Raw genomic sequence first — 13,984 nt, 5'->3', positions numbered from 1 at the left:
CAAGCCCGGCCATGACGCGCTGTCGCAGGTTTATCGTGCCCTAGCCGAGATTGCCGCGAATAGCCTGCTCGATCACCCGCGCCTCCCGCAGCAGGATCTCCGCGACCTCCTGCTCGCGACGCGGGCCCAGCCTCGTGCGAACGGCCGAGACCGTCATCGCCGCAGCCGGTTGTCCGTCCGGAGTCTTGATCCAGGTCGAGATCGATTTCGTCCCCTGCACCAGGCCGATCTCTCTCAGGCCGTATCCGAGCCGCCTGGCGGCGGTGACCTCGCCGAGCACGGTCGCGACGTCGGTCCGGTAGGCCTCGAACCTTGTCTCGTTGGCCGCGACGATCTTCCGCGCCTCCGGCGCCGGCAGCGCGGCGAGGATGGCGACGCCGGCGCTGGAGACGCCGAGCGGCCGGCGCGCGCCGACCTCGATCGACAGCACCTGGATCGGATAGACGCCGATCCGGCGATCGACGCACAGCGTGTCGTTGCCGGTGCGCACCGTCAGGAACAGCGTGTCGCCGATCTCGGCCGATGCGCGTTGCAGCGACGGATTTGCGGCGACCAAGAGCCGCGAGGGCCGCGGCCGCGCCAACGCCAGCTCCGGTACCTGCTTGCCGATCGCGTAGCGGCCGCTCCTGCCGTGCCGCTCGACAATGCCTTCCTCGATCAGCACGTGGACGATGCGATGCACCGTCGGGCGGGTGAGGCCGGTGGTCCGCACCACCTCGGCCAATGGCACACCGTCCTCGCGCCCTGCGGCCAGGATGCGCAGCACCGCGAGCGCGCGCCGGATCGCCTGCGCGCCCTGCCGCGGCTCCACCGCGCTGCTGGCGGATTTCGTCGCGCGTCTCTTGTCCATAATATGGACAAGAACGCCACAATTCACTCGACAGGGCAAGCACGCATCTGGAGATTGCGCTCCGATCGGGATGCCATGCACGAAGTCATCTGCGCCCGATATGGAATTGGAAGCGCCGCCGGGAGGTTAACATGAGATTAATCTGGATTGCCATCGCTGCTGCAGCCGCAATACTTGCGGGGCCCGCCTCGGGCCAGCAATGGCCGGCGCGCAACGTCAAGCTGATCGTGCCTTATCCCGCCGGCGGCAATGTCGACAGCGCCGCGCGCATCATTGCCGACAAGCTGCAGGAAAAGCTCGGCCAACCCTTCGTCATCGAGAACAAGGCCGGCGCCGGCGGCATGATCGCGGGCGAAGCCTTCGCGAAGTCGGCGCCCGACGGTTACACGCTGTTCGTCGGCGCCAACGGCCCGGTGCTGTTCGCGACCGAGATCAACAAGCGCGATGCCTATAATTGGAAGAAGGATTTTCTGCCGATCTCGACGATCTCGATGACGCCGCTGGTGCTCGAGGTTCATCCGTCGGTGCAGGCGACCACGCTCAAGGAGTTCCTCGACCTCGCCAAGCGCGAGCCCGGCAAGCTGACCATGGCCTCGCCCGGCCCCGGCACCACCAACCATCTGCTCAGCGAGCTGATGCAATCAAGCCTCGAACTGCAATGGGTGACGGCGCATTACCGCGGCAACGCGCCGGCCATCAACGATCTCCTCGGCGGCCAGGTGCAGTTCGCCTTTGATCAGCTCACCGTCAGTCTGCAGCACATCAAGGCCGGTCTGTTCCGCGCGCTCGCCGTCACCTCACCGCATCGATTGAAGTCGCTGCCCGACGTGCCGACCTTCGCCGAGCTCGGCTACAAGGATTTCGACGGCCAGACCTTCACTGGCCTGTTCGCACCCGCCAGTACGCCCGCGTCCATCGTCGAGAAGCTGCACGAGACGCTGGTCGCGATCCTGAAGGACCCCGCCGTGATCGACAAGTTCGAGAAGCTTGGCGGCGAAGCCACGCCGATGACACCGGACGAGTTCAAGGCCTATCTCGAGCGCGAGGACGCCAAGTGGATTCCGGTGGTGCGCAAGGCCAATATCAGGGCGGATTGATCGATGCGGATCGACCCGACCGAGCTCGGCGCCGAGCGCATCTACCGCCTGATGACCGGCATCGTGGTGCCGCGCCCGATCGCCTGGGTGACGAGCCTGTCGCGCACGGGCGTGCTCAACCTCGCTCCGTTCAGCGCCTTCACCTTCGTCTCGCAGAAGCCGCCGATGCTCGCCATCAGCGTCGGCCGCAAGGGCGCCGACTACAAGGACACCGCGCACAACATCCTCGACACCGAGGAATATGTCGTCCACATCGCGGATACGCCGCTAATGAATGCCGTGCACGACTCATCCGTCGAGCATCCCCCTGAAATCAGCGAGGTCGAGCATCTCGGCCTGGAGACGCTCGCGAGCGAGCGCATCAAGGTGCCGCGGCTCGCCGCCGCGCCGGTCGCGATGGAGTGCCGTTTCCGGCAGTGCCTCGAATTCGGCGACGCCAAGAGCCGGCTCATCGTCGGCGAGGTCGTGCTGTTCCATTTGCGCGACGGTCTCGTGCACGACGGCAAGGTCGAGACCAGGGCGCTCGACCCGATCGCGCGCATCGGCGGACCGCGCTACGCCCGCCTCGGCGAGATCGTGACGCTGGACAGCGTCTTCCAGACTCCCAAGTCGAAAGACTGAGCGCGCGGGCTCATCGCCGCCGCCGCTTCAAGATCATCGGAGGAAATACAATGCGACTGCTGAGCTATCTGCTGGACGGCGAGGCGCGCTACGGCGCGGCCGTGGACGGCGGCGTGGTCGATCTGACCAGGCGCATCGGCCGCGACTATTCGGACGTGAAGGCGCTGATCGCGGCCAACGCATTCGTCAAAGCGCAGGAAGCCGTCGCCGGGCAAAAGCCGGACCATGCGCTGGACCAGCTCGTTCTGCTGCCGCCGGTGCTGGCGCCGGAGAAGCTCTGGTGCATCGGGGTCAATTACGCCGAGCGCAATGCGGAATATAAGGACAATTCCGACCTGCCCAAATATCCCAGCCTGTTCGTGCGCAGCATGTCCTCGATATCAGGCTCCGGCCAGCCGATCGAGAAGCCCAAGGTTTCCGACCAGCTCGACTATGAAGGCGAGCTCGTCATCGTGATCGGGCAGGGCGGCCGCCACATTCCGCGCGAGGAGGCCTGGTCGCATATCTTCGGCATGACGCTGTGCAACGAGGGCACGATCCGCGACTGGCTGCGCCATGGCAAGTTCAACGTCACGCAGGGCAAGAACTTCGATCGCTCCGGCAGCATCGGCCCGTGGATCGTCACCGCCGACGAGCTCGACCCGCGCGGTCCCCACGACATCATCACCCGCGTCAACGGCGAGGTGCGCCAGCAGGACACCACCGAGCGGCTGATGTTCCCGTTCGATTTCCTGATCGCCTACCTCTCGACCTTCGCCACCCTCAAGCCCGGCGACATGATCGTCACGGGGACGCCGACCGGCGCGGGCGCGCGCTTCGATCCGCCGCGCTGGCTCAAGGTCGGCGACGTCGTCGAGGTCGAGTCCAGCCGCATCGGCGTGCTGCGCAACATCGTCGCCGCGGAGAGCTGATTCATGCTGGATACCGCCACGATCGAACGCCTCGCCGCGCGGCTCGATGAAGCCGAGCGCACGAAATCGCTGATCCCGATGTTCTCGAAGGACTATCCCGACTTCAGCATCGAGGATGCCTACGCGGTCCAGCGCGCCTGGACCAAGCTTCAGCTCGGCCGCGGCCGCATCATCAAGGGCCACAAGATCGGCCTGACCTCGAAGGCGATGCAGAACGCGGTCGGCATCAACGAGCCCGACTATGGCGTGCTGTTCGCCGACATGTTCTATGCCGACGCCACGCCTGTTCCGTTCGACCGCTTTCACGCGCCAAGAATCGAGGTCGAGCTCGCCTTCGTGCTGAAGGCGCCGCTGCGCGGGCCGGACTGCACCATCTTCGACGTGCTCAACGCCACCGACTACGTTACGCCGGCGCTGGAGATCCTGGAGACGCGCATGCACCGCGTCGATCCCGAGACCGGCAAGACGCGAAAGGTGATGGACACGATCTCGGACAACGCGGCCAATGCCGCGCTGGTGCTCGGCGGCCGGCCGATCCGCCCGATGGACGCGGATCTGCGCTGGATCGGCGCGCTCCTGTTCCGCAACGGCGAGGTCGAGGAAACCGGCCTTGCCGCCGGCGTGCTCAATCATCCCGCTAACGGCATCGCCTGGCTCGCCAACCGCCTCGCCCCGCATGACGAGCATCTCAAAGCCGGCGAGGTCGTGCTGGCGGGATCGTTCACGCGGCCCGTCGAGATCCGCCGCGGCGACACCTTCCATGCCGATTACGGCGCCTTCGGCTCCGTGTCATGCCAGTTCGTCTGAAGCCATCACAAGAAGGAAGCGCATCATGAGTGGTCAAACGCGGCGCAGGAGCATCCACATCGGCGGCTTCAAGCACGTCAACCCGATTCCGAACGCCTGCCGCATCGGCAATCTCGTGATGTCCGGCGTCATCCTCGGCCGCGATCCCGCGACCAATGCGATGCCCGAAAGCTTAGATGCCCAATGCGCCAACATGTTCGCGCATATGAAGGCGATTGTGGAGGCCGCCGGCGGCTCGACCTCCGACATCATCAAGATGACGGTGTGGCTGAAGGACCGCGGCAACCGCGGCCCGCTCAATGTCGAATGGCTGAAAATGTTTTCGGACGAGCATTCGCGCCCGGCGCGCCACGCGCTGCCGATGGACAACATGGATGGCGGCGCGCTGGTAAGTTGCGACTTCACCGCCGTGATCGACTGAGGAGCCCTGCGCATGCCGACCTATTTGCCGTTCGACCCCAATCCGCGCCGTCCAAGCAAGGCGCCGCCGCCCAAGACCGTCGACAGCCAGTTCCACGTGCTCGGGCCGATCGACAAATATCCGGAGCGTCCCGGCGCCGCCTATCGGATGCCGACCGCGACCTGGGAAGCGGCGCTGCGCATGCACAAGACGCTCGGCATCGAGCGCGGCATCATCGTGCAGACCACGACCTACGGCGCCGACCATGCCGTCGTGCTCGACGGCTTGGCGGCGATGGGCCCGAATTATCGCGGCTGCGCCAATGCGCTGGTGTTCGCGGAAGCCAGCGACTCCTATCTCGCCAGGCTGCACGACGCCGGCGTGCGCGGCGCCCGCTTCAGCTTCCGCCAGGAGCTCGGCGCCGTACTCTCGGACGCCGATTTCGCCCGTGCCATCGCCCGCATCCGCGAGCTCGGCTGGTACGTCAAGATCCAGCCGGAGAAGGACGGCATCGTCTCCAGCGTCGCCAAGTACGAGAACCTCGACGTGCCCGTGCTGATCGACCACATGGCGCGGCCTGACCCCGAGGCCGGCAGGAACGATCCGAACCTGCGCAAGATGCTGGAGCTGCTCGGCAAGGGCAATTTCTGGGTCATGCTGTCGCTCGGCGAGAAGACCTCAAAGAAAGGGGCTCCCTACGACGACGTGATCCCGATCGCGCGCGCCTATATCGAGGCCGCCCCCGATCGCTGCGTCTGGGCCAGCGACTGGCCGCATCCGGTCTCGGTGAAGCAGCCGCCGAACGATGCCGATCTGCTCGAGCTGATGTACCGCTACGCGCCGGACCAGGCGGAGCTGGAGAAGATCTTGGTGCACAATCCGGCCAAGCTGTTCGGCTTTGCGGATTGAAGCGGAATGAAATTCGGCGCCGAGCAGCGCTCTCTCCGTTCCCTCCCCCCTTGTGGGGGAGGGGCAGGGAGGGGGGTGCCACACGGGGATTCCATCCGCTACGTAGCGACCCCGATACTTCGCTCAACAATCGATACCTTTTCCTACGCTACCCCCCTCCCTAACCCTCCCCCACAAGGGGGGAGGGAACACACCTCTGTCGGAGCGGATCCCGCTCACACCGCCGGCTGCTTCGCCAACCTGTCCCGCACCTCGGCCGCGATCTCGAACGACCGCAGCCGCGCGGAATGGTCGTAGATCTGCCCCGTGGTCATCAGCTCGTCCGCGCCGGTCTCGGCGATCAGCGCCCTCAGCTTCGCTTCGACCACATCGGGCGAGCCGACGGCCGAGCACGACAGCGCTTGCGCGACGCCGGCCTTCTCCGCCGGCGACCACAGCGCGTCCATGTCGTCCACCGGCGGCGGCAGCGGCCCCGGCGTGCCGCGGCGCAGCTTGATGAATTGCTGCTGCAGTGAAGAGAACATCCGCTGCGCCTCGTCATCGCTGTCGGCCGCGAATACGTTGACGCCGATCATCGCATAGGGCTTGTCGAGCTGCGCCGATGGCTCGAACCGCGCGCGATATTCGCGCAGCGCCGGCATCATCATCTGCGGCGCGAAATGCGAGGCGAACGCGAAGGGCAAGCCGAGCATCGCGGCAAGCTGCGCGCCGAACGTGCTCGATCCCAGGATCCACAGCGGCACCTTCGTGCCCATGCCGGGCACGGCGCGAATCGCCTGGTTCGGCTGCGCGTCGCCGAGCAGCGCCTGCAATTCCAGCACGTCATGCGGAAAGTTCTCGGACGTGGTGGCCAGGTCGCGCCGCAGCGCCCGCGCAGTGAACTGGTCGGTGCCCGGCGCGCGGCCGAGCCCGAGATCGATCCGTCCGGGATAGAGCGATTCCAGCGTGCCGAACTGCTCGGCGATGACCAGCGGCGAATGGTTCGGCAGCATGATCCCGCCGGAGCCGACGCGGATGGTCTTCGTGCCTCCCGCGACATGTCCGATCACCACAGACGTCGCCGCGCTCGCGATGCCGGTCATGTTGTGATGCTCCGCCAGCCAGAACCGCTTGAAGCCCCATTTCTCGGCATGCTGGGCCAGATCGAGCGAATTGCGGAAGGCCTGCGCCGCGTCGCCGCCCTGGCGAATGGGTGCGAGGTCGAGCACGGAGAAGGGGATCATCGAGGCACCGGCGGGAGGGAACTGCGCCATCACATGTAGTGTCAGCGCGTAGGATGGGTAGAGCACTTGCGAAACCCATCATGCTTCGTCGTCGGACAAGGCCTCGATGGGTTTCGCTGCGCTCTACCCATCCTACGAAGCTGTCTGAGCGGTCCGCGCCTCCGTTCACAACACTGTTATTGTGGCCACTGACGCCCCTCGCGCCAACTGGGCGTTCTGCACGTGGTGTTGTAGCTTGCCCGCAGCAGCTGCACCGCTGCCAGGAGGAACTGACATGACCACGGTCGTACTCACCCGCCGCAACCTCCTCGCGGCCGGCGGCTCCGTCCTCGCAACCGGGCTTCTTGCAACCGGCGCTTCCGGCCTCCTGCTGCCGGCCCGTGCGAGCGGCCTCGCGCCGACCGAGTCGATGTTGGGCGGCGCGAACAATTACCGCAAGGGCGCGGCGATCGTGGAGCGGATCGGCAAGGGCGGTTTCTGGATGAGCGGCACCGTGCGCCGCGCCGGCGACGGGGCTCCGCTGGCCGGGCAGCGCATCCAGATCTGGGCGCACACGGTCGAAGGGCGGGAGCACGAGCCGCAGAGCCACGGCGCTACGCTCACCGACAAGGAAGGTAAGTTCCGGCTGGAGATGCCGCAGATCATTCCCATCTTCGGCCAGCCGCACGGCCACCTCGCCTATGACAGCGGCGAGTTCAAGACCGTCTTCCTGCGGCCGGTGATGCGGAGCGCCAAGGAGACCAGCCTCGAGGCGCACTTCGTGCTGCAGCCGGCTTGAAGCCCACTTGCAGATGACGGCATGGAGATCGGCCCGGGCGCCCCTGATCTGGGTCGCCCTTGCCTTGGCGATCGGCGTGCCGGTCGCCGCTGCCGCAGCCAGCGAGCAGCTGGCCTGGCGCGGTCCTGTCTACATCCTCGCCGGCTTCGCCGGGATCATCGCCCTCGGACTCGTGCTCGTGCAGCCCTTGCTGATCGGCGGCTACCTGCCGGGATTGTCGGCCTATCGTAACAGGCGCGCCCATCACTGGATCGGCGGCGCGCTTGCTCTGGCGATTCTGATCCATGTCGCCGGCCTCTGGATCACCAGCCCGCCCGACATGGTCGACGCGCTGACCTTCTCATCGCCGACGCCGTTCTCTCCCTTCGGCGTGATTGCGATGTGGGCCATCTTCGCGGTTGCGCTCCTGGCTCTCTTGCGAAGGCGATTGGGATTGCGGCCGCGAACCTGGCGCATCATCCATATTCCCCTCGCCATCGTCATCGTCGTGGGCAGCGTGGTCCATTGTCTGCTGATCGAGGGAACGATGGAGACGATCTCGAAGGCGGCGCTCTGTGCGCTCGTTCTCGCCGCAACGGGGAAAGTCATGATTGACCTGCAGGTGTGGCGAAAGCGGCGGACGCTGCGCGGGGAGAATGTCGCGCCCCAATGAGCGATGAATCCTGGAGGTGAAGCTTCTCACCGCGTCATTGCGAGGAGCTCTTGCGACGAAGCAATCCAGACTGTCTCCGCGGACACATTCCTGGATTGCGTCGCGGAGCCTGTCATCGGGCCGCGCTTCGCGCGGACCCGTTGGTTCGCAATGAGGGAACCTGGCTGCGCCGCCTTGCTTGCCGCGATCATCGCCCCGGCGTAGCCTCGCGCAATGACTGTCACGCCCCCCGATCTGAAAGCGTTCCTGCTGGCGACGCCATTCTTCGGCGGTCTTTCGGAGGCAAGCCTCGACCTCTTGATCTCGATGCTGGTCGAGCGCCGCTTCGATGCCAATGCGACCGTCGTGGCCGAGGGCGAGCCGGGGCGCTCGATGTTCATCGTCAAGTCCGGCCGGCTCGCGGTGAGCAAACGGACCCATGCGGGCAGCGTCATCCCGATCTCGCGTCTGGAGCCTGGGGATTTCTTCGGCGAGATGACGCTGATCGAGATGCAAAACCGTTCCGCCACAGTGGTCGCGGAGGCACCGACGGTGCTGTACGAGCTGACGGCCCAAAAGCTCTATGCCTGCTACAAGGCGGACATCCACGCCTATGTGATGATCCTGCAAAACATCAATCGCGAGCTATGTCGGCGGTTGCGCCGGGCGGATGAGCGGTTCGTTGGGCATCAGGCCCGTAGCCCGGATGGAGCGGAGCGCAATCCGGGGCCATTGCCTTCGCGCTGAACGATCCCGGATTACGCTTGCGCTCCATCCGGGCTACGGAACTGCAGACGGGTCGCGACGATCGATTGGCAATCACGACTTGTCGTGCGCGTACTTCTCCAGGACCAGCCGATTATACTCGTCCCTGACGGCTCGTCGGGAAATGTGTCCCTTCCGTTCCTTGGCGATTTTCAGAAGATCAGGGTCGGTCGGTGCCTTCGATTTTCGCCGAAATCTCGCAAAGAGAGGGGTCGTCGGCTCCGACATCCTTCCAAACAGGCGGTCGAACCATCCCATTGTGTCCTCCCGGACAGGCCGCGAGTAAAAAGACTATCACCATGACATGAGCGGTCAACGTGCCGCGTGACTGCACCTTTCGAAGAGGCGCAACCGCAAGCTGGTATGGATCGCAATGCTTCTGACCCGTCGGGCAAAACAGCCCCCTCGGCGCAAACCCCGTCAACCCCCTCCCACGAAAATATTCCACTTTACCGAAATTCGGAATTGCGGTATCCGTCGCGCATCCCGGCCCAAGGAGAGGGGCGATCGTACGTCGCAACGAACGTGGACCGGGGTGCGGTGGACGCGGCTGCGTCGGGTACGCGAGGCGGGACCAGGGCGAGATGAACCTCGTGAGGTCTGAACTGCGTGCGGACGGACGGCGCCAACATCCGGCGAAGCCTCTTGGCGGAGCCGGAAGCTGCGTACGGCAAAACCGTGTGGTCCTGACCGTCGTTGCTACGGTCAAGCCTTGCGGAGATGCTTTGGGGCTCGACCGGGCCTGGAAGCATCGTCAATTCGCGAGGTGACGGAGGCCAGAAGGAACTCGGCTCCGGGGAGAGCAGGCATAAGCCGTCAAACCATCGCGCAGGGAAGGCCGGGTGTTTCCGGCCCACCTGTCTTCCGCCTGCGCATTGCGTGTGCAATTTTTTCGCGCGAGCGGACCATGGGTGCCAGCCGGCACCCGGCCTTCCCTGCGCCCTCTTCATAAAAGAGGGCAAAAGAGGAAAGCAAAACTCGGGCGCTTCACGCCGCGAGAGCACGGCTTCATGTGTGAACGTAGGAATGAGCGAGCTTGCCCGCCTCGGCAGTCGCGCGGGGGATCAACGGCGGGCGGCGATCGCGGTCAGCTCCAGCTTGACGCCCGGGCCGAGATCCGCAACGCCGATCGCGGCACGCGCCGGCAGATGCTCCGCCGCGAAATAGCGCTTCCACACCTGGTTGAACGCGGCCTTGTCGGCGAGATCAGCCATGAAGATCGTCACCTGCAGAACGCAGGAGAGATCGGAGCCGGCCCCCTCGAGCAGGGTCTTCAACTGGCGCAGCACATCGTCGGCCTGGCCTGCCATGTCGAGCCCGGCATCTTCAGGGACGATGCCGCCGAGATAGAGCACGCCATTATGCTCGACGATCTCGTGGAGCAGTCCTTCATAGGGCAGGGAACGTGTGATCACGATCGCATCCGTGGCTGTTGCGGGCGCGCTGGCCAGGCGCAAGGCTTGGTTCAACACGGCTCGCGTCGGTGAGGAAAGCTGGTGCTGCCAGACAGGATTGAACTGTCGACCTCTCCATTACCAATGGAGTGCTCTACCACTGAGCTACGGCAGCATGTGCTGGGACAAGAATCGGCCGCTGAAGGGGCCTACCAAGCGGGCCGATATCTGCCACAAGCCCCCCTCCTGTGCAAGCTTGCAAGCCTCGTCAAAACGAGAAAATCGGGCCGATATCGGCGCCAAACTGCCGGTTTTCGCGCGAAACAACCGACTTTGCACCGATTCGCCGTCCCAAATCCCTGCCCAACTGGTCAGTTGGCCTCGGGCCGGATTCGATCCATTTCGCGTTTCGCTTGGGGTCCTATCGCCTCGCCTCTTGAGCTGCCACACTTCGATGGCATCCTGCTGCCGGTTGCTGGGACGGAGCCGAGATGGTTGACGAGACTGACAAGAGCGCGAGGCAGGCGAGGGCATCCCGGGACGACCGGCTGAAATCGGCGCTGCGCGAAAACCTGAAGCGGCGGAAGGTGCAGGCGCGCGAACGCGCCGCAATCACCGACCCCTCGCAGAACGACGACGGTTCCCTAAATGAGGGGGCCGCCGGCAAGATCTCTCGTTGAACGCCGGCGGCTGGAAATTTTGGAGTGCATGCCGTGGCCATGGGGCAGGACGAAACACAACGAACCGACCGTGAGGCGCAGCTGGTGCGGTTCACCCGCCCCGAGCAGACCTTTCCGGCGCTGACGCCCGCCGAGATCGAACGGATCAGGCATTTCGGCGAAATCCGCACCTATGCCGACGGCGAGTTGCTGTTCGAGACCGGCAAGCCCGGCCCCGGCATGTTCGTGGTGCTGAAGGGCCATGTCGCCATCAGCCAACGCGACGGCCTTGGTCACGTCGTCCCGGTGATCGATCAGGGGCCGGGGCAATTTCTGGCCGAGCTCGGCCAGCTCTCGGGCAGGCCGGCGCTGGTCGACGGCCGCGCCGAAGGCGATGTCGAGGTGCTGCTCGTCCCGCCGGACCGGCTGCGCGCGTTACTGGTGGCCGAAGCCGAGCTTGGCGAGCGCATCATGCGCGCGCTGATCCTGCGCCGGGTCAATCTGATCCAGGGCGGCATCGGCGGCCCCGTGCTGATCGGGCCGTCGAACTCCGCCGGCGTGGTGCGCCTGCAGGGCTTTCTCACCCGCAATGGCCAGCCGCATCATCTGCTCGATCCCAGCAGCGAGCATGACGCCGCCGAACTGATCGCGCGCTATTCGCCGAAGCCGGAGGATTGGCCGCTCGTCGTCACGGCCGGCGGCACGGTGCTGCGCAATCCCAGCGAGACCGAGCTCGGCCGCGCCATCGGCATGATCGGCGGGGCCAAGGACGACCGCATCTACGATGTCGCCATCGTCGGCTGCGGGCCGGCGGGGCTCGCGACCGCGGTCTATGCGGCGTCCGAAGGTCTCTCCGTCGCGGTCGTCGACACCCGCGCCTTCGGCGGCCAAGCCGGCGCCAGCGCGCGCATCGAGAACTATCTGGGCTTTCCGACCGGCATCTCCGGCCAGGCGCTGGCGGGCCGCGCCTTCACCCAGGCGCAGAAGTTCGGCGCCGACATCATGATTCCGATGTCGGTGAGCTCGCTGGATTGCTCGCGCGCCAACGGCACCTTCGCGCTGGCGCTGGATTGCGGCGACATCTTGCGCTCCCGTTCGGTGGTGGTCGCCAGCGGCGCGCGCTATCGCCGTCCCGACATCGCCAACCTCGACAAGTTCGAGGGCCGCGGCGTCTGGTATTGGGCCTCGCCGGTGGAGGCGCGGCTCTGCGCCGGCGAGGAGGTGGCCCTGGTCGGCGCCGGCAATTCGGCAGGCCAGGCGGCCGTATTCCTGTCGGGGCACGCGAAAAAAGTGCTGATGATCATCCGCGGCGGCGGCTTGGGCGCCAGCATGTCGCGCTATCTCATCGAGCGCATCGAAGCGACGCCCAACATCGAATTGCTGTTCAACACCGAGATCACCGCACTCGAGGGCGACGAGGCCTCGCTGCTGCGGCGCATCCGCTGGAAGAGCCGGCTGTCGGATGACGAGGATTCCGCCGACATCCGCAATCTCTTCCTGTTCGTCGGCGCCGATCCCGCCACCTCCTGGCTCGACGGTTGCGGCGTCACGCTCGATCGCGGCGGCTTCGTCGTCACGGGCGCGCAGTCCGAACAGAACCAGGGCAAACTGGTGGCGCCGCTGGAGACCTCCGTGCCCGGCGTCTACGCCGTCGGCGACGTCCGCTCCGGCTCGGTCAAGCGCGTCGGCGGCGCCATCGGCGAGGGCGCGCAGGTCGTCGCCTCCCTGCACGGCTATCTCGGCGACGCCGCAAAACCGGCGCTTTAGGCAAACACAACACAAGAGAATGGCAGGCCGAACGGGGCTTGCCATTGCGTGACATCCTATCCAAGGCCGACAAACAAGACACTCAACGGGAGGACCAAATGGCTGAAGTCGTCGTGCTCTACAAGACACCCAAGGATGCTGCCGCCTTCGACAAGTACTATGCCGAGACGCACATCCCGCTCGCCAAGAAGCTTCCCGGCTTGAAGAACTACGCAGTCAGCAAGGGGCCGGTCGCATCGCCCACGGGTCCTTCCGGAATCCATCTCGTCGCCATTCTCACCTTCGACAGTGTGGCCGACGTCCAGGCGGCCTTCGGCAGCGAGGAAGGCAAGGCGACCGGCGCCGACGTGCCGAAATTCGCCAGTGGTGGGGCTGACATCCTGATCTTCGACACCAAGAACGTGTGAGACTTCGATTCAAGTTTCGTCGAAGCTGCTCGCATTTGTGACAGCCGTGCAAAAAATTCAGTCATGCGTTTGTCGATTTCGCACGACGACGCATGGCTGCGCGCATGCATGTGACGACAACGCAGGTGGTAATCCGATGAGGACCGTAATACTACTCTCATCACCTCAACGGAGAGTAGGAGAGATGTCATGATCCCAGGGTTGAGTCTGCCCGCCCTCACGCTGATCCATGTCATCATCAGCCTGATTGCCATCGTCGCCGGGCTCGTCGTGATGTTCGGCCTGCTCGGCTCGAAGTCGATGCCCGGCCTGACTGCGATCTTCCTGCTGTTCACCATCCTCACCAGCGCCACCGGCTTCCTGTTTCCATTCAAGGAGCTGCTGCCCTCGCACATCATCGGCATCATCTCGCTGGTGCTGCTCGCGATCGCCTGCCTTGCGCTCTACGGCATGAAGCTCGCCGGCGTCTGGCGCCCGGTCTACATCGTGACCGCGATGATCTCGCTCTACTTCAACGTCTTCGTGCTGGTGATCCAGTCGTTCCTGAAGGTGCCCGCGCTTGCCGCGCTTGCGCCCGCCGTGCCGCCGGCGCCGCCATCGGGGCCGGTGTTCGCCGTGGTGCAGGGCATCGTGCTGGTGTTTTTCGTCGTGCTGACCATCGGCGCCTGGCGCCGCTACAAGCCGATGGCGTTTGCCTGATCGGCGCGCAAGCGCGACGCGCCTTCACCCGTCATTCCGGGGCATCGCGCAGCGATGAACCCGGAA

16 protein-coding genes and 1 tRNA gene are annotated in these 13,984 nt (G+C 65.3%); 13 read left to right on the top strand and 4 right to left on the bottom strand.

Annotated features, from left to right (window positions below):
- Nucleotides 1-40: 40 nt before the first annotated feature.
- Nucleotides 41-850 carry an IclR family transcriptional regulator gene (locus tag HZZ13_RS12915; RefSeq protein ID WP_197959960.1) on the bottom strand — a complete coding sequence of 270 codons (810 nt, stop codon included), beginning with the start codon at nt 848-850 and terminating at the stop codon, nt 41-43.
- Between the two features lie 131 nt (nt 851-981).
- Between HZZ13_RS12915 and HZZ13_RS12910 the strand changes: the two genes are divergently transcribed.
- Genes HZZ13_RS12910 through HZZ13_RS12885 form a run of 6 tightly spaced genes read left to right on the top strand, consistent with a single transcriptional unit; the run spans nt 982 to nt 5,595 of the window.
- Nucleotides 982-1,947 (top strand): Bug family tripartite tricarboxylate transporter substrate binding protein, encoded by a 966-nt coding sequence (locus HZZ13_RS12910; RefSeq protein WP_197959959.1) that lies wholly within the window; start codon nt 982-984, stop codon nt 1,945-1,947.
- A gap of 3 nt (nt 1,948-1,950) precedes the next feature.
- A complete protein-coding gene (locus HZZ13_RS12905; protein ID WP_197959958.1) occupies nt 1,951-2,568 on the top strand; it encodes a flavin reductase family protein in 618 nt (205 codons plus the stop codon).
- Nucleotides 2,569-2,618: 50 nt separating this feature from the next.
- Nucleotides 2,619-3,479: a fumarylacetoacetate hydrolase family protein gene (locus tag HZZ13_RS12900; RefSeq protein WP_197959957.1), complete on the top strand. Its 861-nt coding sequence runs from the start codon at nt 2,619-2,621 to the stop codon at nt 3,477-3,479.
- A 3-nt stretch (nt 3,480-3,482) separates the two neighbouring features.
- Nucleotides 3,483-4,286 carry a 2-oxo-hept-4-ene-1,7-dioate hydratase gene (hpaH, locus tag HZZ13_RS12895; protein ID WP_197959956.1) on the top strand — a complete coding sequence of 268 codons (804 nt, stop codon included), beginning with the start codon at nt 3,483-3,485 and terminating at the stop codon, nt 4,284-4,286.
- Between the two features lie 25 nt (nt 4,287-4,311).
- The gene (locus HZZ13_RS12890) at nt 4,312-4,707 is read left to right on the top strand and encodes a RidA family protein (RefSeq protein WP_197959955.1); all 396 of its coding nucleotides are present in this window, start codon (nt 4,312-4,314) and stop codon (nt 4,705-4,707) included.
- A gap of 12 nt (nt 4,708-4,719) precedes the next feature.
- Nucleotides 4,720-5,595, top strand: coding sequence for an amidohydrolase family protein (locus tag HZZ13_RS12885; protein ID WP_197959954.1), 876 nt, complete (start codon nt 4,720-4,722; stop codon nt 5,593-5,595).
- A 215-nt stretch (nt 5,596-5,810) separates the two neighbouring features.
- Here HZZ13_RS12885 and HZZ13_RS12880 read toward each other — a convergent pair whose 3' ends face one another.
- On the bottom strand, nt 5,811-6,818 hold the full coding sequence (locus HZZ13_RS12880; protein ID WP_197960145.1) for an LLM class flavin-dependent oxidoreductase: 1,008 nt from the start codon (nt 6,816-6,818) through the stop codon (nt 5,811-5,813).
- A gap of 274 nt (nt 6,819-7,092) precedes the next feature.
- Here HZZ13_RS12880 and HZZ13_RS12875 point away from each other — a divergent pair, with 274 nt between their 5' ends.
- The 3 genes from HZZ13_RS12875 (at nt 7,093) to HZZ13_RS12865 (ending at nt 8,974) form a co-directional block, all read left to right on the top strand.
- Nucleotides 7,093-7,596: a peptidase associated/transthyretin-like domain-containing protein gene (locus tag HZZ13_RS12875; protein WP_197959953.1), complete on the top strand. Its 504-nt coding sequence runs from the start codon at nt 7,093-7,095 to the stop codon at nt 7,594-7,596.
- A gap of 13 nt (nt 7,597-7,609) precedes the next feature.
- Nucleotides 7,610-8,248, top strand: coding sequence for a ferric reductase-like transmembrane domain-containing protein (locus HZZ13_RS12870; RefSeq protein ID WP_197959952.1), 639 nt, complete (start codon nt 7,610-7,612; stop codon nt 8,246-8,248).
- 213 nt (nt 8,249-8,461) lie between these two features.
- Nucleotides 8,462-8,974 carry a Crp/Fnr family transcriptional regulator gene (locus tag HZZ13_RS12865; RefSeq protein ID WP_197959951.1) on the top strand — a complete coding sequence of 171 codons (513 nt, stop codon included), beginning with the start codon at nt 8,462-8,464 and terminating at the stop codon, nt 8,972-8,974.
- Between the two features lie 1,082 nt (nt 8,975-10,056).
- Here HZZ13_RS12865 and HZZ13_RS12860 read toward each other — a convergent pair.
- Both HZZ13_RS12860 and HZZ13_RS12855 read right to left on the bottom strand, forming a co-directional pair.
- Complete coding sequence (locus HZZ13_RS12860; RefSeq protein ID WP_197959950.1) at nt 10,057-10,407, bottom strand: RidA family protein; 351 nt, start codon at nt 10,405-10,407, stop codon at nt 10,057-10,059.
- 79 nt (nt 10,408-10,486) lie between these two features.
- Nucleotides 10,487-10,561: transfer RNA gene (locus HZZ13_RS12855), tRNA-Thr, on the bottom strand.
- 316 nt (nt 10,562-10,877) lie between these two features.
- On the opposite strand from HZZ13_RS12855, the gene HZZ13_RS12850 reads away from it, so the two are divergent.
- The 4 genes from HZZ13_RS12850 (at nt 10,878) to HZZ13_RS12835 (ending at nt 13,918) form a co-directional block, all read left to right on the top strand.
- A complete protein-coding gene (locus tag HZZ13_RS12850) occupies nt 10,878-11,066 on the top strand; it encodes a hypothetical protein (RefSeq protein WP_197959949.1) in 189 nt (62 codons plus the stop codon).
- A gap of 39 nt (nt 11,067-11,105) precedes the next feature.
- Nucleotides 11,106-12,812 (top strand): FAD-dependent oxidoreductase, encoded by a 1,707-nt coding sequence (locus HZZ13_RS12845; protein WP_197960144.1) that lies wholly within the window; start codon nt 11,106-11,108, stop codon nt 12,810-12,812.
- A 98-nt stretch (nt 12,813-12,910) separates the two neighbouring features.
- On the top strand, nt 12,911-13,219 hold the full coding sequence (locus HZZ13_RS12840; protein WP_197959948.1) for an EthD family reductase: 309 nt from the start codon (nt 12,911-12,913) through the stop codon (nt 13,217-13,219).
- Between the two features lie 189 nt (nt 13,220-13,408).
- Nucleotides 13,409-13,918 (top strand): hypothetical protein, encoded by a 510-nt coding sequence (locus HZZ13_RS12835; protein WP_197959947.1) that lies wholly within the window; start codon nt 13,409-13,411, stop codon nt 13,916-13,918.
- The last annotated feature ends 66 nt before the right edge of the window (nt 13,919-13,984 follow it).

Origin of the sequence: Bradyrhizobium agreste, from assembly GCF_016031625.1 — a bacterium.
Lineage (GTDB): Bacteria > Pseudomonadota > Alphaproteobacteria > Rhizobiales > Xanthobacteraceae > Bradyrhizobium > Bradyrhizobium agreste.
This window is presented reverse-complemented; position numbering and strand designations above follow the sequence as displayed.